Here is a 25,004-nt window from a genome sequence, read left to right as displayed (position 1 = left end):
GTTCGCGATGACCAATCCCGCTTTTCTCGAAGTCACCGGCGTCAACAAGTCGTTCGGGCCGTTGCAGGTGCTCAAAGAGTGCTCCTTCTCGGTCAACAAGGGCGAGACCGTGGTTCTCATCGGCCCCTCCGGTTCCGGCAAGTCGACGCTTCTGCGCTGCATCAATCTGCTTGAGCCGCCATCGGACGGATCGATCCGCTTTCAGGGCAAGGAGATCACCGAAGACTTGCGCAATGCCGACAAGCTGCGTGCGCAGATCGGCATGGTGTTCCAGAACTTCGAACTCTTCCAGCATCTGAACGCGGTCGAGAACATCATGCTGGCGCCCATGAAGGTGCTTGGCTATTCGCGGCATGACGCGCATGATCTGGCGGTGGAACTTCTGAAGAAGGTGCACATCCCGGACCGCGCGGACCATCTGCCCGATGAGTTGTCCGGCGGCCAGCAGCAGCGTGTGGCGATCGCCCGCGCGCTGGCGATGAAGCCGAAGCTCATGCTCTATGACGAGCCGACCTCGGCGCTCGATCCCGAGATGATCCGCGAAGTGCTCGATGTGATGACCGAGCTTTCGGCCGATGGAATGACTTCGGTCTGCGTGACCCATGAAATGGGCTTCGCGCGCCGAGCCGCCGACCGGATCATCTTCATGGAACAGGGCTCGATCATCGAGAACGCGTCGAGCGACGTGTTCTTCGGCGGCGAGGTCAGCCCGCGCGCTCAGCAGTTCCTCAACCAGATCCTGCACTGAACCCAATTGCACAAGGGAATGCCCCAAATGGATTTCCGTCCCGATGCCGCTCGCATGAAGCGCGAGCTTGCCGAACTGGTCGCGATCAATTCGGAAAATCCGCCGGGCGGTGAAGGCAAGGTCGCCGTGTGGGTTCGCGACGTGCTCGTGCCCCTGGGCTTCGAGGTGAAACTGATCGAATACGATCCGGGCCGCTTCAATGTGGAAGCCAGCCTCGTCAATGGCGAGGGGCCGGTTTTCGCGTTCAACACCCATATGGATACGGTTCCAGCGGGCGATGGCTGGACTTCCGATGCCTTTACGCTTTCCGAGCGCGAGGGAAAGCTGTTCGGGCGGGGCAGTTGCGATTGCAAGGGCCCGCTCGCCGCCATGATCGAGGCCGTGCGCATGCTGGTTGCGCAGAAGCAGGCGTGGTCGGGCACGCTGATGGCCGTCTTTACCGGCGATGAGGAAGTGGCAAGCGCCGGTGCTCGCCACTATGCGGCATCCCGGCCGAAAATCGATGTCGTGGTGGTTGGGGAGCCGACGGGCAATGCCTGCTTTTCGGCGCATAAGGGGTCCTTCCGCCCGGTCGTCCGCATCGCCGGCAAGGCCGCCCATTCCGGCAGCCCGCATCTCGGTGATAACGCGGTTTTCCGCGCCGGCCAATTGATGCCTCTTCTGGCGGCCTTTCATGAGAATGAGCTGGCGAAGCGTAGCCACGCGCTTGTCGGCAATCCCAGCCTGACCGTCACACGTATCAAGGGCGGGCATGCGGACAATGTCATTCCGGCTGAATGCGAAATGCTGCTCGACCGGCGGCTTATTCCCGGTGAGACGGACGCAAGCGCGGAAGTCGAGATCCGCGAGCTTCTTGAGCAGGCGGAAGAATGCCTTGGGATACGTGCCGAGATCGTGGGCTACCACGCGACCACCGGCGGAGCGACGGAAACAGGCATCGGAGCGCCAATCGTCCAGGCTTCGTTGGAGGCATGCCGCGCGGCGGGCGTCAAGGAGCCGGGGCCTTTTGGTTTCCAGGGAGCCTGCGACCTCGTCCATTTCACTGAAGCGGGTGCGGAAGGTGTTGTGATCGGGGCCGGTGACATACGCGTCGCCCATCGCCCCGATGAGTTCGTGCCGGTGGACGAGTTCATCGAGAGCGCTGTCATTTATGCCGATATCGCCCGGCGCATTCTGAAGCCGTGACCATGAAGGCGCAGCTCTATCGCAGCATGCTGACCTATGCGGGGCTGACGGTGCATACCGCGAGTTCGGGGCCGGTCGCGGGGCTGGACACGCTCTATCTGGAACTCGACGATGGGCAACATCGCGCCATCGGAGAGGTGCGCATCAATTGCGCCTATCTCAACGGTTATCAGCCCGATGATCTTCTTGCTGCCGCCCGCAAGGCCGTTTCAACGACGGATTGGGATACGCCGCCCGAGATATTGCGCGCCGGATTGCAGGAAAGCGGGTTTCCGGCGCCGGTGCGCATGCTGATCGACATCGCGCTGTGGGATCTGAGCGCGAAGCGCGCCGGACTGCCACTCGCCCATTTTCTCGCGGGGGAGCGGCGTGCACTCTCGCATGCGACCAACCAGACGCTATTCCTCTCTTCCGACGACGCCTTCGACCGGCAGGTTGCGGATTATGTCTCGCGTGGCTTCTGCGACCTGAAGCTTCGGGTCGGGCAGGACATCGAAACCGATTGCGCGCGGCATGCGCGTATCCGTGCGGCCTATGGCAAGCGCGTGAAGCTTGCCGCCGATGCGAACGGCGCCTGGAGCGAAGTGGAGGCGCCGGAGCGCCTTGCGGCGCTGGCGCCTTACGGCCTTGCATATCTGGAGCAGCCCCTTGCGGCAGGCGACTGGGATGCGATGGTAAGGCTTGCCGCGGGTGCGCCGATGCCTCTCATGCTGGACGAAAGCCTTGCCTCGCCTGCCGATGTGCATGAGCTGATCGCGCGGCGCGACGATGCGCACGGTATGCTTCAAGGGCATCTGAAACTGATCAAGCTGGGCGGATTGACGCCGGCGCTTGCTGCTGCCCGCGCGCTCGAGGGCGCGGGCATCGCCTTCATGATCGGACAGATGAACGAAGGCGCGGTGGCGACCGCCGCCGCGCTGCATCTGGCCGTCGCGACCCGCCCTTTGCATGCGGAGCTCTACGGCGCGGATGGTCTCGTCAACGATCCGGCCGAAGGGCTTTCCTATGCGGATGGCCGCGTTGAGGTTTGCGAGGCAGCTGGCCTCGGATTGAAGTTCATGGCGCCTTCCGCGCCTGTTTCCCTGGGAGAATGAGATGGATACCGCAGGTGTGGTGCTGGGACAGGAATCGGCCTTCCCGAAAGAGGAGTATGAGAAGCGGCAGGCCCGCGCACGGGCAGGGCTCGCGCGCGCCGGGCTGGATGCGCTGGTCATCACCGGGCCGGAAAACATCTTCTATCTGACCGGCCAGCAGACACCGGGCTACTACACCTTCCAGGCGCTCGTTCTGCCGGCCGAGGGCGATCCGGTCTTCGTGATCCGGCAGCTTGAATATTTCAATTTCATCGCCAACACCTTCATCCCCGATGCCGAGGTCTATCAGGACAGCGAGGACCCGATCGGTTTCCTCATGAAGGTAATCGCCAGCAAGGGGCTTTCAGGCAAGCGGGTGGCCATCGACAAGCGCGGCTGGTTCCTGCCGATTGCCGTTTATGAGACGCTGCAGGCAGCGCTTGGCACCGTTCATGACGGTGCGGGGATCGTGGAGGCGTTGCGCGCCGTCAAGTCGCCGCTCGAGGTGGAAAAGCTCGAAAAGGCGGCGTCCTATGTGGATGCGGGCATGAGGGCGGGGCTCATGGCCGTAAAGCCCGGTGCGACGGACAACGATCTCGTGGCAGCCATGATGGAAGCTGCGATCCGGGCGGGCTCCGAATATATGGGAATGGAGCCGCTTGTCTCCACGGGCAAGCGCACCGGCGTGCCGCACGGCACATGGCGCCGCACGCCGCTCACACAGAATGATCCGGCCTTCCTCGAAATGGCAGCGGTGCACGACCGCTATCACGCCGCGCTGATGCGCTCTGCCTGGGTCGGGCCAGTGCCGGCGGAAGCCGAGGAGATGATGAAGGTCTGCCAGGAGGCACTTGCAGCGGCTCTCGACGAGGTGAGGCCGGGCGTGGCCTGCGAAGTGCCGCATATCGCCTGCCAGAAGGTGATCGATGCAGCTGGCTACACCGACAATTTCCGCAAACGACTTGGCTATTCGGTCGGCATTTCCTTCGCCCCGGACTGGGGGGAGGGTGCGATCCTCTCGCTCAACACGGGCGTGAAGACCGAGCTCCAGCCGGGCATGACGTTCCACCTGCCGCCGGCACTGCGCATTTACGGGCGCTTTACGGTCGGCGTGTCCGAAACAATCGTCGTGACGGAAACAGGCTGGCGTCAGCTTGGCACCGTGTCGCGTGACCTCACCCGCGTCGGCGCCTGAAACCATCAAGAAGGAGATTTCCCATGCAGAACAGGGAAGAGGCGCAAGCGCGTCTGAAGGGTATTTTCAACATCACCATGACGCCGTTCGCAAAGGATGGTGCCTTGGACAAGGCCGGCCTCGCGCGCAATGTCGAACGGGTTATCGAGCTTGGATATGACGGGGTCCTGATCGGAGGAACCTATGGCGAATTCCCGACCATGACAGTTGCCGAGCGCGCCGAAATCTTCACTCACGTGATGGACGTGATCGGCGACCGCATTCCGGCCATGCTGTGCTCTGCTGGTTCAGATCCCCGTGACGTGTTCGAGTTGACGAAGCTTGCCGGCGATCTGGGCGGGGTGCCGATGGTGACGGCACCATTCGTCTCCGAGATTACCGACGATCAGATCGTCGAGTTCTTTCGCGAGGTCGCACCGCTCTCCAAGACCGGCATCATCATCTACAACGCGCCGGGCATCGGCATCACGCTGTCGCCTGCGCTGATCGAGCGGCTGGCGGATATCGACGGCATGGTCGGGCTGAAGCAGGGCGATCTCAACCCGACGGCTATCGACCGCATCGCCAACAGCCTGCGCGGTCGGGTCAAGACGTTCTGCGCATCGGATCTCGCTTTCCTTGGGCCGGTTATGACGGGCTTCGACGGTTTCTCCACGACCAATAGCGGAGCGTTGCCGGAACTCATCCTTGCCACATACCAGGCTGTCGAGGCCGGTGATGCCGCCAAGGCGCGTGAATTGCATGCGCTCTGGTACGATTACCGCGCCCTGGCCCGTGCGCATGGTCAGCCGCAGCTTGTGAAGGCGGCCATGAATATGCGGGGCTTCGATGGCGGTTCGGTTCGCCTGCCGCTGCGCGATGTCCCGGATTCAGTGCTTCCCAAGCTGCGCGCTGTTATGGAAAGGCTTGCCGCCGATGCGCGTGCCGGATTGAAGCTCGCAGCCTGAATCCATCCCGCCTAATGAAAACCCCGCCGCGTAAGCGACGGGGTTTTTTTGTTTGGGTTCCTGCCAGTGGGGCGTTCAGTTTCTCTGGAGCCTTGCAAGTGCATCGCCCACGCGTGAAAGGGCCTCGGCGAGTTTGTCGTCATCGATGGCATAGGCGATGCGAAGGTGCCCCGGCATGCCGAAAGCCGATCCATGCACCATGCCGACATGGGCTGCGTCCAGGATGTAGCCGGCAACGTCGAGATCGGATGTGAGTTCCTCGCCCTTTGGCGTTCTCGCGCCGTAAAGGCCAGTGCAATCAGCGAAGACATAGAAGGCACCAGGCGTTGCAAGGGCGGAAAGGCCAGGCATTTTCCCGATGGCTTCAAGCACGCGGTCGCGGCGGCTGAGCAGTATCTCCTTCCAGCCGCTCAGAAAGGCCATGTCGCCATCCAGCGCGGCGATGGCTGCTGCCTGTGAAATGGTCGACGGGTTCGAGGTGCTTTGCGACTGAAGAACGTCCATGGCGCGGATCAGCCATTCGGGACCGCCAGCATAGCCAAGGCGCCACCCGGTCATGGAATAGCCCTTGGAAACGCCGTTGATCGTCAGGATGCGGTCGAACAAGGCAGGCATGGCCGTCGCCGGAGCAGCGAAGCTGCCGTCGTGCACGATGTGCTCGTAGATGTCGTCGGCCATGATCAGCACGTCATGGGGCAGGAGGACTTTTTCCAGCGCGGCGAATTCCTGGTTCGTATAGACGGCGCCGGTCGGATTGTTGGGAGAATTCAGGATCACCCAGCGGGTACGCGGCGTCAGCGCTTCGGCGAGAGCCTCTGAGGTCAGCTTCCAGCCGTCTTTGGCACGGCAGGGAAGAATGACAGGCGTTGCGCCTGCAAGCCGGATCATGTCAGGATAGCTGACCCAGTAGGGCGCGGGCACGATGACCTCGTCACCTTCGCCGAGGGTGGCCAGAAAGGCGTTGAAGATGAGCTGCTTGGCACCCGTGCCGGCGATGATGCCGGAGGCGGGATAGCGAAGGCCATTCTCGCGTTCGAACTTGCGCGCGATTGCCGCCTTCAGCGCGGCCGTGCCGGAAACGGCTGTATATTTCGTGTCGCCCGCACGGATCGCCGCGATGCCTGCCTCGCAGATATGTTCGGGTGTGGGGAAATCGAGTTCGCCTTCACCAAGATTGATGACCTTCGCGCCCCCAGAGGCGAGTGCGCGCAGCTTGTTGGAAATTTCTGCGGTGGGCGACGCTCCGATGACGGCCATCCGGGGCGAAAGTCTGGCGTTCATGCCTGTTCCTCCAATGGGTTTCTGATATTGTCTATAATTGAAAAAAAATACAATATGAATCTTGAAAATTTTGGATATGACCGATAATCACTAAGGTGAAGATGGGTTCTTCATTGTACGTTTTGTGCAATTTATGCACATTCTTTGGGCAGAAGCCGCTCGTTATTGCGCAAAGGAAATCCATGACACGCGTCGTCATTGTCCGGCATGAGACGGAAGACCCCGCGCTTTTCGGCGCTGCTGCAGCCCTTGTCGCTGCACGCGAGGGCGGGCAGGTGTTCTGGCCGGAAGCCCGCTTCGATTATTCCTGTCATCCCGATGCTGCACAGCATGTGGCTGCCGATGGCGCCCTGGTTCCGAGCGGGCTGATCTGGGTGGAGCGGCTGGGCTTGCCGGCCGCCAGACCGCTCGACGCGCTGAGAACGTGGGACGGTCTCGCGGTGGTGCCGGCTCACAACGCCTTTCTCAAGAATGCTGAGGTTCTGGCCGGCCTTTACGCCGACGCAGTCGAGGAGCGCAAGGTTCGCATCGAGGGGAACAGTTTCGTCGACGCGGAGGGGCAGATCGTCGGCTGGCGGGATGACCATGGGCGCGTCCGGCTGGAGATGCCCGAGCCCGCCGAGCCTTCCGGCCTGACCTTTGCCATTGCGGGGCCTGCGCGGCAGTTTTTCGAAACCTGTCCCGCGCCGCTTGCAGCGCTTGCGGACGCCATCGAGTGCGAGGCGCCGGGAAGCGCTGTTCGCTATCTCGACCCTCGCCAGTTTTTGCCGGTCGATTTCGATGGTGTCGACGGGGTGCTTCTGCCCGGCGGTTCGGAAATGTCTGCGGTGGCCGGGCAGGTTGCGATGGCGCAGGCCGCCCGCAAGGTGGGGCTGCCGATCATAGGCCTGTGTCTTGGCATGCAAAGCATGTCGACGGCGGTAGCGCGCGAGCTTTCGGGCTGGGAAAACGCCGATATGGCGGAAGCCGCTCCGGCCAGCGCGCGGCACAGTTTCGTTCGTATCGAAAGCGGCGAATATCGTCTCGGGCAGCGTGAAACCCGACCGGTCGAGGGATCGCGCCTGGCACGGATACTGGGCAGTGAGACCGGCATTGCCTGCAACCATCGCTATCGGCTCGCGCCGGAGCTTCATGCCGGTCTTGAAACGCGCGGCGTGAGGGTCTGCGCGCTCGGCGGTTCGCCGGAACAGAACATAGCCGATGCCATCGAAGCGGTGGATGGATTCTACATGGGCATGCAAGGGCATCCCGAGTTGTCCTCGCGCCCGGATCGCCCGCATCCGCTCATTCGCGCTTTCGTTGCCGAAACACGCAATTTTGCCCGCACCCGCCGGGCCTGACAGGAGAGTATGATGGATCTTGAACTCGACCGCCGCACCGCCCTGGTCTTCGGTGCTTCCGGCGGGCTTGGCCGCGCCATTGCGGAGGGACTTGCTGCCGAGGGGGCGAATGTCATTCTCAGCGGGCGTTCCGCCGAGAAGCTGGAAGCGGTGCGTGAAGAGATCGCCGCGACGGCCAGGGGGCGGATTTCGACGCTTGTTGCCGATCTGGGCAATCCGGAGGCGGTCGCAGCGGCCATCGAGCAGGTGAAGGCCGGCGAGATGCCCGATATTCTGGTCCTGAACGGAGGCGGCCCGCCGCCCGGACCGATGGCCTCGCTTGATCCAGAGAACCTGGCGCCGCAGTTTCAGACCATGGTCGAAGCGCCGATCCGCATCGCCACTGCCCTGCTTCCGCATATGCGCGAAAAGGGATTTGGGCGCATTCTGGTGCTTCTGTCGTCCGGCGTGGTTCAGCCGATCCCCAATCTCGGTCTTTCCAACACGCTGCGCCTTTCCCTTGTGGGATGGGCAAAGACGCTTGCAGCGGAAGTCGCGGCTGACGGCGTCACGGTGAACGGGCTGATACCGGGCCGCATTCACACGGATCGTGTCGACCAGCTCGATGCAGCCGCTGCGAAGCGCAGCGGAAAGACCGCGGATGAGGTTGCCGCGGCATCGCGGGCGACGATCCCCATGGGGCGCTATGGCGCCCCGCGCGAATTCGCCGATGCGGCCTGTTTCCTGTGCTCGGGACGCGCAGGCTATATCACCGGGACGAGCTTGCGGGTGGATGGCGGCCTTTTGCGCAATATCTGACATTGGAGCAGCGACACATGACCGATTACGTCATCTCACCGCCGGTGGTTCCGAGCCTGCCTGTCGCCGGATCGCAAGCGCGTTTTCCGGTGCGCCGCATTTTCTGCGTCGGGCGCAACTATGCCGATCACGCCCGCGAGATGGGGCATGATCCCGACCGCGAACCGCCCTTCTTCTTCGATAAACCCGCCGACGCGCTGGTGGTGGGCGAGGCGGATATTCCCTATCCCACGCTTACCGACCGGCTGGAGCACGAGGCTGAGCTCGTGGTCGCGCTTGGAAAGGGCGGACGCGATATCGAGCCTGCTTCCGCGCTCGATCTCGTCTGGGGTTATGCCATCGGCAACGATCTCACGCGCCGCGATATTCAGGCGGAGGCCAAGAAGCTCGGCCGGCCATGGACCATGGCGAAGGGGTTCGACGGTTCAGCCGTTTGTGGCCCCATTCATCCGGTTTCCGAGATCGGCCATCCCGCGAAAGGAGCTATCGCGCTGAGCGTCAACGGCACGGTCCGTCAGACCGGCGATCTGTCGCAAATGATCTGGGCGGTTCCCGATGTGATCGCTGCCCTGTCGCAGTTTGTGGAGCTGCGTCCGGGCGATCTGATCTATTCCGGAACGCCTGCCGGCGTCGGTGGTCTCGAAAGGGGCGACGTGGTGGAAATTTCCATCGAAGGGCTCGGTAAGCTCACCAACCGGGTCAGCGCCTGACGGGGTAATATACAAGGCGTCACGTTTGCGACCGGTCGCGTGGCGTCTTGCGGTTCAGTTCCGGGTCCGCTCGGCATTGAGCATGTTCTCATGCGAACGGCGCAGATGAACGCGCATGGCCTGTTCGGCCACCTCCGGTTGGCCGGTCGCGATGGCTGTGGCCACGACGGCATGTTCCTCGATTGCCAGCCGGCTTCGGCCCGCATGAGCGCTGGAACGATAGCGCAGAACGCGCAGTGCGTAATAGAGATCGCCATAGAGCATGTCGGAGAGGCGGTCGTTCTTGCTCCCGCGGATCACGAAGAGATGAAAGTCCTGCTCCGGTGACTGGTTACGGTCGACGGTGGTGCCAAGGCGCTCATATTCGCGCTGCTGTTCGACGAGGCGCAGGAGAGCCGCTTTCTCCTCCTCGGACATGTTTTCGGCGGCCTTGCGCGCAGCATAACTTTCCAGCGCCTCGCGAATTTCCAGAACCTCGCGCAGTTCCTTGGCGGAATGCTCGGCCACCCGTGCGCCGGCATTATGACGGCGCACGACGAGCTTCTTGCCCTCCAGCCGGCGGAACGCCTCGCGCAGGGGGCTGCGGCTGACGCCCAGCTCGGTGGCGAGGGACTGCTCGGACAGTTTCATTCCGGCCGGATAATCGCCGAGCAATATGGCTTTCTCGATCCGATCCACAACGAAATCCACGAGCGATCCGGATTCCATCCTGTCCGTCATGCGCTATCCTGCATTGCTTGCACCGGCTTGCCGGCGCGTTTCCTTGAGCCAGCGCAGGGCCGGCACGACCGCTACGCAGATCAGCAGAAGGACGGCCAGGGCCAAGGCCAGGGGACGTTCGAAGAGGTAATGCCAGTCTCCGCCGCTGATCTGATAGACATATACCAGATTGGTATCGCAAAGGCTGCCCATCAGAAGGCCTACCACCATGGCGGGTATGGAATAGTCGAAACGGCGCATTATCCAGCCGAGAGCGCCGAAGGCTACCAGCACATAGGGCCCGAGCATGCTGCCTGTCAGCGCATAGGCGCCGGTTACCGACATCACGAGCACGGCGGCAGTCAGATAGCGGATCGGAACCTTCACGAGCGCGCTGATGAAATGGATGGTGAACAGCCCCAGGAACATCAGGAAGAAGGCCTGCGCGAGATTGCCCAGGATGATCGCATAGACGATGTCGGTCTGGTCGCGAATGAATTTCGGGCCGCCTGTGATGTTGTGGGCAGCGAAGGCCGCCAGCATGACAGCGGTGCCGCCACCACCCGGCAGACCGAGGGCGAGGAGTGTTACCATCGAGCCGCCTTCAGAACTCGAATTCGCAGATTCGGCGGCGACCACACCCTTCGGGTTCCCTTGCCCGAAGCTCCCGGGGTTCTCGTCGCGCCGGCGCGCTTCCGCATAGGAGGCAAGGTTCGACACGGAAGAGCCTACGCCTGGAATGGCTCCGATGAGGGCGCCCATCACGCTGCCCTGGAGAAGAATGACGGGATAGCGCATGGCCATGCCGAAGCCGGCGATGATGCGGCGGAAACTCAGTTTGCGCGCGCCTTCCGCCCCGACGATATAGTCGCGCTGGGTCAGGCCGATTAGCTCGGAGACCGCAAACAGGCCAAGCATTGCCGGTACGACGGGAATGCCGTCCAGCAGATCGGGAATTCCCATCGTGCCGCGCGTGATGCCGATGGGGCTCGTGCCGATGGTTCCAAGCAGCAGGCCGAAGAGGCCAGCAAGCAGTCCCTTGGAAAAGCTTGCGCCGCCGAGGATGCCGATCAGGGTGACGCCCCACAGCGCCACCATCAACATTTCGAGCGGACCGAAATTCAAGACGAAGCTGGCAAGAAAACCGATCGTCAGGAACAGGAGTATGTAGGAGAAGAGCATGCCGGCGCAGGAGGAGAAAAGCGCTGCGCCGAGCGCCTCATTGTGCTGCCCCTTCTGGGTCATCGGCCAACCGTCGAAGGTCGTGGCAACCGCTGTCGACGTGCCGGGTATGCCGAGCAGGATCGAGGATATGCCACCGCCAAAACCGCCTCCGGTGAAGATGGAGGTCAGGAAAAGCATTGCCGACAGGAAGTCCATGTAAAGCGTGGCCGGCAGAAAGATCGCCATGGCCATGGACGTCTGCATGCCGGGGATGGCGCCGAAGACGAGGCCGATCATCAGGCCGAGAGGGACGACCGCCCAGGCAGTCCAGGAACTGCCGAGAAGGGACAGAGCCCCGTCTATCGCCGAAAAGTCGAGCCACATCGTAGCCGCTCCTAAAGCAGGGTCATGGGGAGCCGGTAGGGCAGGATGGTCTGGAAGACCCAAGCCGCGCCAAGGCCGAAAACGAGTCCGAACAAGAGGGCGCGCAGCGGTTGGCGGCGCGATTGCAGCCAGACGAACAGCGCCACGAAAATCATATTCGCCACATCGAAACCGAGATGTGGAATCGACAGGACATAGGCGACGAAAGCGCCGAAGCAGTAATAGGGAAGCGCTGCGTTTGCCGCGCCTCCCCGGGGTTTCTCTGCCCCCTTGGTCTTTGCGTTCTCAGCCGGCTCCTGCTGCGTGAAGAGGACGAGCAGGCACAGGGCCAGAACCGCGACGGCGAGCGGCACGATGAAGGCGAGGTTCTCGATCGAGCGGGACCGCGCCTGCGCGTCGAGCACATAGGCTATCGTCGCCGCCGCACAGCCCAGAACAACCAGAAGATTGCCGGGGTTTCGAAGAACGCGCTTCATGGCAGTTCGCCGTCAGCGCTGCAGGAGCGGCTTGAATTCCGCAAACACGTCATGCACCGCCATGACCTTCGCTGTGGTCTCCTCCGCCCCCAGCCAGTCGTGGCCCATGGCGTTGGTTTCGGCGAACTCAATGAATTCAGGATCTTCAAGAGTCGCCTTGTAGGCCGACGAGATGATGTCCCAGCGGTCGGGATGTTCGGCGCGGAAGCCCGAAGACATGGCGAGGCCGCGCATGGACCCCGGAAGAACGGGGAGGGAGAGGCCGAGCGGCTTGGTGGCTTCGCCGAGGACAGGGGCATCCCAATCGGCATGCGGGGTGTCGCGAACCACGGCAAGCGGTTTGATGAAGTCGCGGATGCCTTCGCTGCCGCTGCCGGCGATGACGATGAAATCCACCTGACCGCCGGCAATCGCCTGTCGTGCCTGACCGCCGCCCTGGAAGGTGACGAGATTCAGGTTCTCGATGGGAATGCCCGAGCGCTGGAGCATCAGAAGCGTTGTCAGATGTCCGCTGGAACCCGTCACGACGCTGGCACGGACCTTTTTCGGGTTTTCCTTGATGGCCTTCAGCAGATCGGGCAGCGTCTGGTAAGGCGAATCCTTATAGGCTGCGATCACGTCCCAGTCCGACCAATGGGCGTTGATGAAGGAAAAGTCCTCCATCTTGTAGGGCGCGTCATGGAACAGGATCGAGGATGCGATGTAAGGCGACAATGCATGCGCCAGGATTACATCGCCATCCTGCGGTTGCTGGAGGAAATAGCGCACGCCCAGCATGAACGAGCCGCCGGGGCGGTTTTCCACCTGGATCGGCTGGCCGATATGCTTTTGCATGACCGTCGAGAGACCGCGGATCGTACGGTCGAGGCTGCCGCCGGCGTCCGATGGAACGATCATGGTCAATGGACGCTCGGGCCAGCTTGCCGCACGTGAAAGGGAAGGCATGGCAAGGCCAGCCCCGACGGCTGCGGCTCCGATCATGAAGCTGCGACGCTTGAGATGCAGTTTGTCGTTGTTCTCGGTCATTGGTTCTCCTCCCGAATGAACTTTCTGCCGCGGCCGGGCGCCGGCGGCGTTAATCGCGCATCGCCCGGAAGACGTGCTGAAGCACGCCGCCGTTGCGATACCATTCAAGCTCGCGGTCGGTGTCGATGCGGCAGATCACCGGTATGTCGACACGCTCCCCGTTTGCCCTGTGCACCGTCACCTTCAGCTCGGCCTTGGGCTTGAGACCCTCTTCGAGATTGCGAATGCCATAGGTTTCGGTGCCGTCCAGTTTCCATGTGTGGCGGCTTTCATTGGGGCGGAACTGCAAAGGCAGAACGCCCATGCCCACCAGGTTCGAGCGGTGGATGCGTTCGAAGCTTTCGGCCAGGATGGCGTTGACCCCGAGAAGCCGGGTTCCCTTGGCGGCCCAATCGCGGGACGAGCCGGTGCCATATTCCTTGCCCGCAACGACCACCAGCGGGGTTCTTGCATCGCGATAGCGCTGCGAGGCCTCGAAGACGGACATTTCCTCGCCATTCGGCTGCATGCGGGTGAAGCCGCCCGTTCGGCCCGGCGCCATTTCGTTGACAAGGCGCAGATTCGCGAAGGTGCCGCGCATCATCACTTCGTGGTTCACGCGCCGGGCGATGTAGGAACTGAAATTGTGGGGCTCGATGCCACAAGACTTGAGATAGCGGCCGGCTTCGCTGTCCTCGGGGATGGCAGAGCCGGGCGAAATGTGATCGGTCGTGATGCTGTCGCCGAGAACGAGAAGCGCCCGCGCTCCCGCAATATCGGGAGTGCCGCGCGCCCGGTCCACGAATTCCGGGTCGAAGAAGGGCGGGCAGCGCAGATAGGTGCTTTCGGGCGACCATTCGAAAAGCTCTTCGGATGGCGCTTCCAGCCGGGACCAGTATTCGTCGCCCTCGAAAAGGCGCGTCTTGCGTGCGGCGAACAGATCGGGCGTCACATGGCGCGAGACGATCTCGGCCACTTCATGGGCATCGGGCCAGATGTCGCGCAAGTAGACCGCGCGCCCTTCGGCGGTCAGGCCGAGCGGGTCCTTTTCGAAATCGATCATCACGTTGCCCGCCAGCGCATAGGCAATGGTCAGTGGGGGAGAGCACAGGTAGCCGGCACGCGCCAGAGGATGGGTGCGCCCCTCGAAATTGCGGTTGGCGGAAAGAACGGCGGCCACCACCGGGTTGTTTTCCCGGATTTCGGCCTCGATCTCGGGTGCGAGCGAGCCGGAACCCCCAGCACAGGTCATGCAGCCGAAGCCGACGATGTTGAAACCCACGGCGTCGAGATCCGTCTGCAGACCGGATGCAGCAAGATAGTCGGCAACAATGCGCGACCCAGGCGACAGGGATGTCTTCACCCATGCCTTCGCTTCCAGCCCCATGGCGTGAGCCTTGCGCGCAAGAAGTCCTGCGGCGACGAGAAGGGAGGGGTTCGACGTGTTGGTGCAGGAGGTGATGGAGGCAATAACGACGTCACCATCGACCAGCGGGCGTTTTTCGCCGGTGGAAGGCGCCGGTGCGCTCGGTACGGCCTTGCCTTCGAAGAACTCTCCGAAGCTTGCCGGAACATCGGCCAGACGTCGCCGGTCCTGCGGGCGGCGGGGGCCGGCAACCGAGGTTTCGATCTCAGACAGATCGATCTCAATGAGCTGCGTGTAGGTCCGGCGCTCGTCCTCGCCGCCCCACATGCCCTGCTCCTTCGCATAGGCTTCCGCAAGCGCGACATCGGCTTCGGTTCGGCCGCTTTCACGCAGGTAGCGTATGGTCTCGGCGTCAATCGGGCTGAAGCCCATGGTCGCCCCGTATTCGGGGGCCATGTTGGCAAGCGTCGCACGGTCAGGAATGGACAGAGCGGTGAGCCCCGGCCCTGTGAATTCGACCAGCCGGCCGACGACCCCGACCTTGCGCAGGCGCTCGGTCACGGTGAGCACGAGGTCAGTGCTGGTCACGCCTTCGCGCAGTGCGCCGCTAAGGCGGCAGCCGACCACTTCGGGCAGCTGCATGGTGATGGGTTCACCGAGCATGGCCGAACCGGCCTCGATGCCACCGACGCCCCAGCCAAGAACGCCGATGCCGTTGATCATGGGCGTATGGCTGTCCATGCCGACCAGAGTGTCGGGATAGGCCCAGAACACGCCGTCGATTTCCTCGCTCCAGACCGGGCGTGCGAGGAATTCGAGATTGACCTGGTGGACGATGCCGCTGCCGGGAGGCAGGACGCGGAAGTTTTCGTAGGCGGTGGCTGCCCATTTGAGGAATTTGTAGCGCTCGTCGTTCAGCCGGTACTCAAGTTCCAGGTTGCGCGAAAGAGCGGTGCTGCTGCGGGCGAATTCGGCCGTTGCCGAATGATCGACCACGATATCCACGGGGATGAGCGGGTTGACGCCATTGCCGTCCTTGCCCGAGCGCACCATTGCAGCGCGCATGGCGGTGAGATCGGCGAGAAGAGGTATGCCTGAAGAATCGGGCATCAGGACGCGGACCGGATGGAAGCAGATCTCGCGGTCGCCCGCGTCGCCGCCATGGGCAATCGCCGCCACGTCCTCCACCGAGACGCTACCGCGGGCGACATTGCGCAGAAGGTTTTCCAGAAGGACCTTGAGCGAAACCGGCAGCTCGGCAATGCGCGCGCTCGGCATCGCGTCCTGCAGTGCTGCAAGCGACACAAATCGATAGTCTCGCGTGCCGACACGCAGCGTTCTCTCAACGTCGTTCAGCGTTTTCGGCAATTTTGTATGCAGGCCCATTCTCCACCCTCGACCTAGGGCGACGAGGCCAGCATTGCCGCTGCCTCGTCTCCTCCTCCAAAGCTGGATTGTATGTAACTTTTGTGTTTGAGACTCGTCAACTCCAAAAGATTCGGTGTTGAAACTCTATTTTTGTATGCAATAAGGGGCGGAGTTTTTCAGATCGCGAAGGAGCGACCGATGCGCCCATCCCTGAAGTCGATTCTGGTTCCCGCGGCCGGCGAACTCATTCCGGGAGCTGCCAACGCGCTTGCTGCCCGCGTGATCGAGGCGACCGGCTACCGTGCCCTTCTGGTGACGGGGGCGGGGGTCACGAACACCTATCTCGGCAAGCCGGATGTCGGTCTGATCTCGGTCAAGGAGATGGCGGACCATGTCTGGACCATTCGCGATGCGGTCGACATTGCGCTCATTGCCGATGGCGATACGGGTTTCGGCAACGGGGTGAATGTCTATCGCACCGTGCAGATGTTCGAGCGTGCGGGCGCTTCGGCCATCCAGCTCGAAGATCAGGTGTTCCCCAAACGCTGCGGCCATTTCGACGGGAAGGCCGTGGTATCGGCCGGCGAGATGGTGGGGAAGATCAAGGCTGCGGTCGATGCGCGCAAATCCGAGGAGACGCTTGTGCTTGCACGAACCGATGCGATCGCGACCGACGGCATCGATGCGGCAATCGAGCGCGCCCATCTGTTCCGCGAAGCGGGTGCTGACCTGCTCTTTGTCGAAGCGCCGCAGGCGGAGGCAGACCTTGCGCGCATTGGCGCTGAGTGCCCAGGCCCGCAGATCTGCAATCTGGTGATCGGCGGAAAGACCCCCATCCTGTCGCAGAAGCGTCTGCAGGAGATGGGGTTTGCCGGCATCATCTATGCGAACGCGCCGCTTCAGGCCGCCGTCAAGGCAATGCGCGAGGTTCTCACCGCGATCCGCGAGAATGGCAGCGCGGCCGGGCTTGAGCATATGGTTGCTTCGTTCAAGGAACGGCAGGAGACCGTCAATCACGATTTCTACAAGCAACTCGAAGCCCGTTACGCTTTCAGCGAGGCCGACTAAGACACTTGATCCCTCATTTTTCACGCCCATGCGAACACGCGGCGATGCCGCTTCGGCCGGAAATGCATCGGCTGCAGGCGGTGGCCCCGAGATGGTGATCCCGGTCTTGCGGCCCTCCTTATTCTGATATGCCGGTGCGCTTCGATTTGCGCATGGGTGGTTTGTTGCGTAGTAGAAAATCCTCGCGACGGCTTGTGAGGAATCGGACGTGTCCAACGCAAATCCAGAGGCCAGGCGGCATCCACGGATGAGGGATGTCGCCGAACGGGCAGGGGTGGGAACGATCACCGTGTCCCGTGCGCTGCGCAATCCCGACAGTGTCTCGCCGGCCCTTCGCAAGCGCATTTACGAGGCGATGCGTGAACTCAACTATATCCCCAATTCGATTGCGGGCATTCTGTCATCCAGCCGCAGCAATGCCGTTGTGATCATCGTTCCGAGCATTGCCGAATCCACATTCGCCGACACGATTCAGGGCATCACCGATGTGCTCGACAAGCACGGCATGCATATTCTGCTCGGCACATCGCGCTATTCGCTCGATATCGAGGAAGATCTACTTCGGCTGATGCTCTCCTGGCGGCCTGCGGGCGCGTTCATCACGGGGACGGAGCACTCGCCGGCAACGAGCGAGATGTTTCGGCGCATGGGAACGCCGGTTGTGGAATTCTGGGACATTTCCGACAAGCCCATCGATATGTCGGTTGGCTTTTCGCATTTCCAGATCGGCGAGGAGATCACCCATCACCTGGTCGAGCAGGGTGCGCGGCGTATTGCATTCGTGCGCGGCAATTATGAATCCGGCGACCGCGCTGGCACACGCGAAAAGGGATATCGCAAGGCGCTTCAGGATCGGGGGATCGATTTTGCGCTGACGCTTGCACCCGCACAGGGGCCCATTGGAATTGCCGGCGGTGCTGAAGCGATGCGGCGCATTCTGCGCGACCATCCCGAAGTGGATGCGGTCGTGTTCGGGAGCGATTATCCCGCCGCGGGCGCACTTTTCGAGTGCCAGCGGCAGGGGATTTCCGTTCCCGGACAGATCAAGCTTGCCGGTATCGGCGACTACGACATCGCCTCGCAGCTTTATCCCAGCCTCACCACGGTGCAGATGCCGCGCTACGAGGTTGGGAAACGCGCGGCGAATTTGATGATGGAGCGGATTTCCGGTGCCGATGTGACCGGCAGCGTGGTTGTGCTCGACACGCCGCTCATCGTGCGTGAAAGCACGGGCGCGGGAAGCCTGGCGCCCGTCATTCCTGCCGGGTGACCTGAACTTGCAGCCCGGGATTTTTGCGCAGACCCTTTGAGAGGGACAATCCGTGTCCCGGCGATTGCGGTGCCATGACGCGCCCGTTCTCGACCAGAGGCAAACCGTCGACAACGTCGCGATACCAGCTTGAGTAGTGGGCGCGCGTCATCTCCTGAAGCATGGCGTTCGGAGCGTGCATGGAGAGATGAACGCCGCAGGCGAAGGACACGGGGCCGGTGCAGTCGTGCATGGTCACCGGGCGGCTATAGGTGTCGGCCATAGCGGCAATCTTGCGCGCCTCGGTCGGGCCGCCGCACCATGTAAGGTCGATCATCACGACCGATGCGGCGCGCGCTTCGAGAAGATCGCGATAATTGTGTCGCGTTCCCATGAGTTCGCTTGCGCATATGGGGGTGCTGGTGAAGGCTGAAAGTTCGGCGAGCGCGCCGATATCGTCGGGACGGACCATATCCTCAAGCCATTCCAGATCGAATTCCTCCAGCCTGCGGGCTATGCGCTTGGCGGTCGGAAGGTTCCACAATGAATGGCATTCCATCATGATGCCGATCCTGTCGCCCACCGCCTTGCGGATGCGCCTCACGATGTCTATGCCGGCTTCAAGGTCCTCCCGGTCGATATACTGGCCGCCATGTTTCATCGCAGCCCGGTCGAAGGGCCATATCTTCATGGCGGTGTAACCCTCGTCGATCAGGCTTCGGGCCAGGTCTTCGGGGGTGTCCAGAAACGCCTGCAGATCGTCGTAGGGGCCTTGTTCCGTGCCGCCCCAATCGAGCGAGCGGGCCTGAGCGAGGCGCACGGAGGGTTTGAGGTAATTGTAGCCGGCGCAGGTGTTGTAGACGGCGATCTCGTTGCGCGAAGCGCCGCCCAGGCAGGTGTGGAGCGGCGCATCGAACGCCTTGCCCATCAGATCCCACAGCGCGATGTCGATCGCGGAATTGCCGCGAATCTCGGCACCGTTGCTGCGGAAACCGTGACGCGGTTTGAGCGCGCGGGCGTGTCCTTCGATGTCGAGCGGGTTCTTGCCGATCAGATGGGGAGCAGCCACGGTATGGACATAGGCGGCAACCGATTGGGCTCCAAAAAAAGTTTCTCCAAGCCCGGTAACGCCTTCGTCGGTCTCGATCTCCAGCCAGAGCTGATTGGGCCGATCATTCAGTATCAGCGTCCGGATTTCCTTGATTTCCAAAGCTAAACCCCTCCCAGGATCAGTGTGCAGGCGCCTTTCCGGGGAAGCGTCGGAACGGCTCTCCCAGGTTTTGCGGCCATCAATCGGGAAGATGGCCGTTGACAATCGGCGGCTTCTTCCCTGATGATGGTATCGATACCATCGGGCTTCACGAAATGACAAGCCCGGTATCGAGGAGGAAAGGGAGGAACATGCTTAAACTCGGAAAATCCATGCTTGTGGCCGCAGCCGCCGTGCTTGCACTGTCGGCCAGCAGTCATGCTTATCCCGACAGCACGGTAACGATGATCGTGCCGTTCAGCGCGGGCGGCACAAATGATTCCGTGGCGCGCGCGCTCGCGCCGGAGCTGGGCAAGGCGCTTGGCGGAAACGTGGTGGTGAAAAACGCGGATGGCGCTGCCGGCACGGTCGGTGCAAATGAAATCGTGACGGCGAAGCCGGACGGGCTGACCATCGGCTTTGTGCCGCTTGGGCCGGTGACGGTGCAGAACCACCTGCGCGATCTGCCTTACAACATCGATTCCTGGCAGCCGATCTGCAACATCTACCAGTCCAATCTCGTTCTCGTCACCAACAAGAAGGGTCCCCTGCAATCGGTGGACGACCTGGTGAAGAAGGGGAAGATCACCTACGGCTCCACCGGACCTGGCACGATCAATCACCTGGCTTCTGCCGCCTCCACGGCAGCGCTTGGTCTGGAAGGCCGGCACGTTCCCGACAAGGGGGCGGGGCCTGCCATGCTTTCACTCGCCAATGGCACAATCGACCTGTTTGCGGATACGCCGGTCATCGTGACGCGCTATGACGTCACGCCGATTGCCGCCCTGTCGCCGGAGCGCCTCCCGGAAGTGCCCGATGTTCCAACGATGAAGGAACTTGGCCATGACGTGCAGTTTTCGCTTTGGGCGGGGGTCTTCGTGTCCTCCAAGGTGCCGGGCGAGATCGTAGAGCAGCTCACCAAGGCTTGCGATGAAGCTGTGAATTCGGATGCCTTCAAGGAGTCGGCCAAGAAGATCGGCATCAATCTTCGCCCGATGATCGGCCAGGAGTTCACGGACTTCGTGCACCGTGAATACGAATCGATGAAGGGCGTCGTGAACGCCGTCGGCATCAAGAAATAGTCCCGAGATGGTTTGATCCAGGCGGCTGGAAGGGTTCCGGCCGCCTGCCTTAGCGGACAAACGACATGACAACTCACGCACGAAGCTCAGGCTTCTTTCTGATCCTTGGGTTAGCCGGGGGGCTGCTCCTTTGGCACAGTTTCGATCCGAGCTATCAAAGCTCGGCGGGCAGTGCCCGCGCCATGATGTTCTTTCCGCGGGTCGTTCTCGCACTGTGGATCCTGCTTGCGCTCGCGGGCGCGCTCGAGGCGTTTCGCAAGGGGATGGAAGCGGAGCAATGGGCTCTTGGAAGGCTCGCCGCCTTCATGGCCATCGTGGTTACCTATGTGGCGCTCATACCGCAGCTCGGCTTCCTGATCGCCAGCGTGCCCTGCGCCTTCCTGAGCCTGGCGGTCTTCGGTTTTCGCAACCCCGTTCTGCTTCCCCTGGCGAGCGTGGTCCTGCCCGTGTCCGTCTGGGCGCTATTTACCTACGTGATCCAGATCGGGCTGCCAGCCTCGCCCTGGTTCGTGACAATCTGAACGAGCTCTCCCATGTTTGAAGCCCTCGGAGCCGCCCTCTGGCTGATAACCGATCCGATGGTCTGGCTGGCGATCGTCACCGGTACCGCACTCGGTATCGTGATCGGCGCAATCCCCGGCCTCGGTTCGATCATCGGTATCACAATCTGCCTGCCTTTCACCTTCGTGATGGGGCAGATGCCGGCCATTGCGCTCCTGCTCAGTGTCTATTGCGGTTCGATCTATGGCGGGTCCATTGCGGCCATCCTCATCAATGCTCCCGGAACGCCGCAGTCGGCAGCCACCGTGCTCGACGGTTTTTCCATGACGAAACTAGGAAAACCGGGGCATGCGCTCGGCTGGGCCACCGCCGCTTCCGTTTTCGGGGGGTTGTTTTCCTGCGTGGTCCTGATTTTGCTCGCGCCCCAGCTTGCCGCCTTCGCGCTCAATTTCGGCCCGGTCGAAGTTTTTGCCCTCATCTGCCTCGCGCTTACGTGCATTGCCACGATTTCGCGCGGCAGCATGATCAAGGGGCTGCTTGCGGGTGCGATAGGCTTGTGGTGCGGGGCGGTCGGCTCCGACCCGATCAGCGGTGACCTGCGTTTCACCTTCGGCTATTTTCCGCTTTCGGCAGGTTTCGATCTCGTGTCGATGGTGGTGGGGCTCTTCGCCCTTTCGGAGGTCTTCTCGCGCATCGCCGGTGAACGGGCGGAGGCTGGCGCCGTGCCGGCGTTTTCGCGCATGACATTGCCCTCTCTTGGGGAATGGAAGGGGCGCCTTGGCGTTCTTTTGAAATCGTCCGTGATCGGTTCGGTGATCGGCGTCCTGCCGGGAACCGGCGCGGCCACCGCTGCCTTCATCTCCTATGCGGAAGCAAAGCGCACCTCGCCTCGGGGGGATGGTTTCGGCAAGGGCGAGCCGGACGGCATCATCGCTGCCGAATCCGCGAACAACGCGGTTACAGGCGGGGCGCTTGTGCCGACGCTTGCGCTCGGCATTCCAGGCGATGCGGTTACGGCGATCATGCTGTCCACGCTCATCATCCAGGGCATCACGCCGGGCGTTCGGCTGATGGTGGAGAACCCCGATATCGTCTATGCGAGCTTCATCGTCCTGATCATCATCAATATCGCAATGCTGGTCATCGCGCTGGCCACGATCCGCGCCATCGCATTTGCACTGAAGGCTCCCGAGGCGATCATCTTCACGCTTGTGGTCTTCTTCTGCGTCGTCGGTTCCTATGGCGTGCGCAGCAGCATGTTCGATGTGATGACGATGGTTGCCGCCGGCATTGTGGGGTTTCTCTTCCGTTACTTCCATGTGCCCATCGCGCCGATGGTCATCGGTCTTGTGCTCGGCTCGCAGATGGAACTCAGCCTGCGGCAGGCGTTGGTGATTACCGACGGCGATGCCACGCTTTTCCTGACCGAGCACCCCATCGCACTCGTGCTCTTCATCGTTACCGCGCTGCTTCTGGCCAAGCCGATATTGCTCGGCCTGCGGCGCCCCCGCGAAAACACGGCCTGATACGCTCTGGCCATACCGGGACCTTCCGGCCCCTTGCCCCACATGCCGATGGCGGGCCTTCACGCAGGCCCGCCGCCATTCCGGAGACGAAATATGGAAAGACGTAAAACCGCCGACCAGTTGCGCAGCGCGCGTTGGTTCAGCGCCAGCGACATGCGTGCCTTCGCCCATCGCCAGCGCGGGCAGCAGATGGGGTTTCGGCGCGAGGAGTTCGTCGGCCGCCCCGTCATCGCGATCATCAATACGTGGAGCGAGCTGAGCCCTTGCCACGTGCATCTGCGCGGGCGGGCCGAAGCCGTGCGCCGGGGTATCATTCGTGCCGGAGGGTTTCCGGTGGAACTGCCGGCGATGTCTCTTGGCGAGGTGATGGTGAAACCCACCACCATGCTCTATCGCAACCTGCTGGCCATTGAAGTGGAAGAGCTTCTGCGCTCGCTGCCCATTGACGGAGCGGTGCTGATGGGCGGTTGCGACAAGACCACGCCCGGGCTGCTGATGGGTGCATTCAGCATGGATATTCCGGTCATCTTTTGTCCGGCCGGTCCCATGCTGAACGGGCGCTGGCGCGGTGAGGTCGTGGGGGCGGGAACGCACACACGCAAATATTGGGATGCCTATCGCGGTGGTCGCCTAAGCGGCGAGGATCTCGCCGATGTCGAGGGTATCTCGACCCGGTCTCCCGGTACATGCAACACGATGGGAACGGCTTCGACCATGACGTCGCTCACGGAGACGCTCGGTTTCACGCTTCCGGGTGCGACCAGCATCCCGGCCGCGGATTCGGCGCATCCCCGTATGGCCTCGCTTTGCGGGGAGCGCATCGTGGAAATGGTGTGGGACGACCTGAAGCCTTCAAGGGTCATCACCCCGGCATCGGTTCGCAATGCGGTGGAAGTTACTGCCGCTCTCGGTGGATCGACCAATGCGGTCATTCACCTTGTCGCGATGGCGGCGCGGGCCGGTATCGACTTGTCGCTCGACGCCTTTGACGAGGCGGCCCGACGCACGCCGGTGCTCGTCAATATCTTCCCTGCCGGGGGGTATCTGATGGAGGATTTCTATTTTGCGGGCGGTCTGCCTGCGCTGCTTGCCCGGCTCTCTGACCGGCTGGACCTGAATGCTCCGACCATCAGCGGCAAGTCGCTGGGCAAGACGATTGCCGGTGCGCAATGCTGGAACGACGAGGTCATTCGTCCGCTCGACCGGCCGGTTACGGAGGCACCCGCATTCGCGGTCCTGCGCGGCAATCTGGCGCCCGACGGTGCGGTCATCAAGCCTTCGGCAGCCAGCCCGCACCTCCTGCAGCATCGCGGACGGGCCGTTGTCTTCGACAATCATGGTGAGCTTACCCGCAATATCGACGACCCTGGGCTTCAGATCGACAAGGATACGGTTCTCGTGTTGCGGGGAGCGGGGCCGGTCGGCGGTCCGGGCATGCCCGAATGGGGCGCCTTGCCCATGCCGAAACGGCTTCTGGAGCAGGGCATCACGGATATCGTGCGTATGTCGGATGCCCGCATGAGCGGAACCCATTACGGCACCTGCATTCTGCATGTGGCGCCCGAGGCCCATGTGGGCGGTCCGCTGGCACTGCTGCGAACCGGTGACGAAGTGGTGCTCGATGTGCCGGAAAGGCGTCTCGACATGCTGGTCGAGCCTGCCGAGCTCGAGCGCCGGCGCGCCGCATGGACACCGCCGCCCGCCCATTACGGCCGCGGATACGGCGCCATGTTCGAGACGCATGTGACGCAAGCCGACAAGGGCTGCGATTTCGATTTCCTTCAAGCCGGCGCTGCGACGCCCGAACCGGAGATTTTCTGATGGACCTTCCAGTCAACACCTTCAAGCGCGGTCTCAACGCCAATCCTCCCATGATCGGCACCTGGACGATGAGCACGAGCCCGGTCATGGCTGAGGCCATGGGCTGCTGTGGGTATGATTTCATCGTAATCGACATGGAGCATACGCCGAATGACGTGCCGCAGACGTTGGCGCTCCTGCAGGCGGTGGCCGGCACGCCCAGCGCCAGTCTGGTGCGCATTCCGTGGAACGATCCCGTCATCGTCAAGCGGTTGCTGGATTGCGGGGCGCAAAGCCTGATGTTCCCCTTCATCGAAAGCGTGGAGGAGGCGGAGGCCGCCGTTCGCTCGACACGCTATCCGCCGCACGGTATCCGTGGCGCCGCCGCAATGCACCGGGCCGCGCGCTATGGCGGCGTAAGCGATTATTTTAGCAAGGCTGCAAGCGAGATTTGCGTGACGCTGCAGATCGAGACCATCAACGCTCTCGGCAAACTGCCCGAGATCGCGGCGGTCGACGGTGTGGATTGCATCTTCATCGGCCCCGGCGATCTCTCGGCCAGCATGGGGCTGATCGGTCAGGTGGGGCACGAGAAGGTGCAGGCAGCACTTGCTTCAGCGGCCAGCGCATGCCGGAAGGCGGGCAAGCCGTGCGGGGTTCTGGCCACCGATCCGGCCATGGCGCGGCGGCTTCTCGAAGCGGGCTTCTCGTGGGTTTCTGTCAGTTCGGACCTGGCCATGGCCACGTCGAAAGCCCGCTCCAATCTCGCTGAAATCCGGGCCTGAGAGGC

General features: G+C 62.4%; 22 protein-coding genes. 15 read left to right on the top strand and 7 right to left on the bottom strand.

Annotated features, from left to right (window positions below; genetic code table 11):
* Positions 1–7 precede the first annotated feature (7 nt).
* From NA8A_RS11115 to NA8A_RS11095, 5 genes are read left to right on the top strand one after another with little or no spacing between them, the layout of a single operon-like run.
* The gene (locus NA8A_RS11115; protein WP_009756601.1) at positions 8–748 is read left to right on the top strand and encodes an amino acid ABC transporter ATP-binding protein; all 741 of its coding nucleotides are present in this window, start codon (positions 8–10) and stop codon (positions 746–748) included.
* Between the two features lie 27 nt (positions 749–775).
* Entirely contained in the window at positions 776–1,933 is a 1,158-nt protein-coding gene (locus NA8A_RS11110) for a M20 family metallopeptidase (RefSeq protein ID WP_009756600.1), read from the top strand.
* Positions 1,934–1,935: 2 nt separating this feature from the next.
* Complete coding sequence (locus NA8A_RS11105) at positions 1,936–3,027, top strand: mandelate racemase/muconate lactonizing enzyme family protein (protein WP_009756599.1); 1,092 nt, start codon at positions 1,936–1,938, stop codon at positions 3,025–3,027.
* Position 3,028: 1 nt separating this feature from the next.
* Entirely contained in the window at positions 3,029–4,201 is a 1,173-nt protein-coding gene (locus NA8A_RS11100; RefSeq protein WP_009756598.1) for a M24 family metallopeptidase, read from the top strand.
* A gap of 23 nt (positions 4,202–4,224) precedes the next feature.
* Positions 4,225–5,148 carry a dihydrodipicolinate synthase family protein gene (locus NA8A_RS11095; protein WP_009756597.1) on the top strand — a complete coding sequence of 308 codons (924 nt, stop codon included), beginning with the start codon at positions 4,225–4,227 and terminating at the stop codon, positions 5,146–5,148.
* 75 nt (positions 5,149–5,223) lie between these two features.
* Here the strand turns inward: NA8A_RS11095 and NA8A_RS11090 are convergent, their stop codons facing one another.
* A complete protein-coding gene (locus NA8A_RS11090; RefSeq protein WP_009756596.1) occupies positions 5,224–6,429 on the bottom strand; it encodes a pyridoxal phosphate-dependent aminotransferase in 1,206 nt (401 codons plus the stop codon).
* A gap of 182 nt (positions 6,430–6,611) precedes the next feature.
* Here NA8A_RS11090 and NA8A_RS11085 point away from each other — a divergent pair, with 182 nt between their 5' ends.
* From NA8A_RS11085 to NA8A_RS11075, 3 genes are read left to right on the top strand one after another with little or no spacing between them, the layout of a single operon-like run.
* Complete coding sequence (locus NA8A_RS11085) at positions 6,612–7,769, top strand: glutamine amidotransferase-related protein (RefSeq protein ID WP_009756595.1); 1,158 nt, start codon at positions 6,612–6,614, stop codon at positions 7,767–7,769.
* A 12-nt stretch (positions 7,770–7,781) separates the two neighbouring features.
* Positions 7,782–8,567, top strand: coding sequence for an SDR family oxidoreductase (locus NA8A_RS11080; RefSeq protein ID WP_009756594.1), 786 nt, complete (start codon positions 7,782–7,784; stop codon positions 8,565–8,567).
* Between the two features lie 17 nt (positions 8,568–8,584).
* A complete protein-coding gene (locus NA8A_RS11075) occupies positions 8,585–9,277 on the top strand; it encodes a fumarylacetoacetate hydrolase family protein (RefSeq protein ID WP_009756593.1) in 693 nt (230 codons plus the stop codon).
* Positions 9,278–9,331: 54 nt separating this feature from the next.
* Here NA8A_RS11075 and NA8A_RS11070 read toward each other — a convergent pair whose 3' ends face one another.
* Genes NA8A_RS11070 through acnA form a run of 5 tightly spaced genes read right to left on the bottom strand, consistent with a single transcriptional unit; the run spans position 9,332 to position 15,757 of the window.
* Entirely contained in the window at positions 9,332–9,997 is a 666-nt protein-coding gene (locus tag NA8A_RS11070; protein WP_009756592.1) for a GntR family transcriptional regulator, read from the bottom strand.
* 3 nt (positions 9,998–10,000) lie between these two features.
* On the bottom strand, positions 10,001–11,524 hold the full coding sequence (locus NA8A_RS11065) for a tripartite tricarboxylate transporter permease (protein WP_009756591.1): 1,524 nt from the start codon (positions 11,522–11,524) through the stop codon (positions 10,001–10,003).
* Between the two features lie 11 nt (positions 11,525–11,535).
* Positions 11,536–12,000 carry a tripartite tricarboxylate transporter TctB family protein gene (locus NA8A_RS11060; RefSeq protein ID WP_009756590.1) on the bottom strand — a complete coding sequence of 155 codons (465 nt, stop codon included), beginning with the start codon at positions 11,998–12,000 and terminating at the stop codon, positions 11,536–11,538.
* 12 nt (positions 12,001–12,012) lie between these two features.
* On the bottom strand, positions 12,013–13,026 hold the full coding sequence (locus NA8A_RS11055; RefSeq protein ID WP_009756589.1) for a tripartite tricarboxylate transporter substrate binding protein: 1,014 nt from the start codon (positions 13,024–13,026) through the stop codon (positions 12,013–12,015).
* Positions 13,027–13,075: 49 nt separating this feature from the next.
* A complete protein-coding gene (acnA, locus tag NA8A_RS11050) occupies positions 13,076–15,757 on the bottom strand; it encodes an aconitate hydratase AcnA (protein ID WP_009756588.1) in 2,682 nt (893 codons plus the stop codon).
* Between the two features lie 180 nt (positions 15,758–15,937).
* Between acnA and NA8A_RS11045 the strand changes: the two genes are divergently transcribed.
* Entirely contained in the window at positions 15,938–16,807 is an 870-nt protein-coding gene (locus tag NA8A_RS11045) for an isocitrate lyase/PEP mutase family protein (protein WP_009756587.1), read from the top strand.
* Between the two features lie 247 nt (positions 16,808–17,054).
* Entirely contained in the window at positions 17,055–18,077 is a 1,023-nt protein-coding gene (locus NA8A_RS11040; protein WP_009756586.1) for a LacI family DNA-binding transcriptional regulator, read from the top strand.
* Here the strand turns inward: NA8A_RS11040 and NA8A_RS11035 are convergent.
* A complete protein-coding gene (locus tag NA8A_RS11035) occupies positions 18,061–19,266 on the bottom strand; it encodes a mandelate racemase/muconate lactonizing enzyme family protein (protein ID WP_009756585.1) in 1,206 nt (401 codons plus the stop codon). The two genes, NA8A_RS11040 and NA8A_RS11035, sit on opposite strands and share 17 nt — an antisense overlap.
* 191 nt (positions 19,267–19,457) lie before the next feature.
* Between NA8A_RS11035 and NA8A_RS11030 the strand changes: the two genes are divergently transcribed.
* The 5 genes from NA8A_RS11030 to NA8A_RS11010 all read left to right on the top strand — a co-directional run bounded on the left by NA8A_RS11030 (position 19,458) and on the right by NA8A_RS11010 (position 24,999).
* Complete coding sequence (locus NA8A_RS11030; RefSeq protein ID WP_009756584.1) at positions 19,458–20,387, top strand: Bug family tripartite tricarboxylate transporter substrate binding protein; 930 nt, start codon at positions 19,458–19,460, stop codon at positions 20,385–20,387.
* Positions 20,388–20,452: 65 nt separating this feature from the next.
* Positions 20,453–20,908, top strand: coding sequence for a tripartite tricarboxylate transporter TctB family protein (locus NA8A_RS11025; RefSeq protein ID WP_009756583.1), 456 nt, complete (start codon positions 20,453–20,455; stop codon positions 20,906–20,908).
* Between the two features lie 12 nt (positions 20,909–20,920).
* The gene (locus NA8A_RS11020; protein ID WP_009756582.1) at positions 20,921–22,414 is read left to right on the top strand and encodes a tripartite tricarboxylate transporter permease; all 1,494 of its coding nucleotides are present in this window, start codon (positions 20,921–20,923) and stop codon (positions 22,412–22,414) included.
* 93 nt (positions 22,415–22,507) lie between these two features.
* Positions 22,508–24,235, top strand: a complete 1,728-nt coding sequence (gene araD / locus NA8A_RS11015) for an L-arabinonate dehydratase (protein ID WP_009756581.1) — start codon at positions 22,508–22,510, stop codon at positions 24,233–24,235.
* Positions 24,235–24,999 carry an HpcH/HpaI aldolase family protein gene (locus tag NA8A_RS11010; RefSeq protein ID WP_009756580.1) on the top strand — a complete coding sequence of 255 codons (765 nt, stop codon included), beginning with the start codon at positions 24,235–24,237 and terminating at the stop codon, positions 24,997–24,999. Before araD ends, NA8A_RS11010 begins: the two co-directional genes overlap by 1 nt.
* Positions 25,000–25,004: the final 5 nt, after the last annotated feature.

The sequence above is a fragment of the Nitratireductor indicus C115 genome, from assembly GCF_000300515.1.
GTDB classification, from domain to species: Bacteria; Pseudomonadota; Alphaproteobacteria; order Rhizobiales; family Rhizobiaceae; genus Nitratireductor; species Nitratireductor indicus.
Note: the sequence above shows the minus strand (reverse complement) of the source record. Positions and strands in the feature narration are given on the sequence as shown.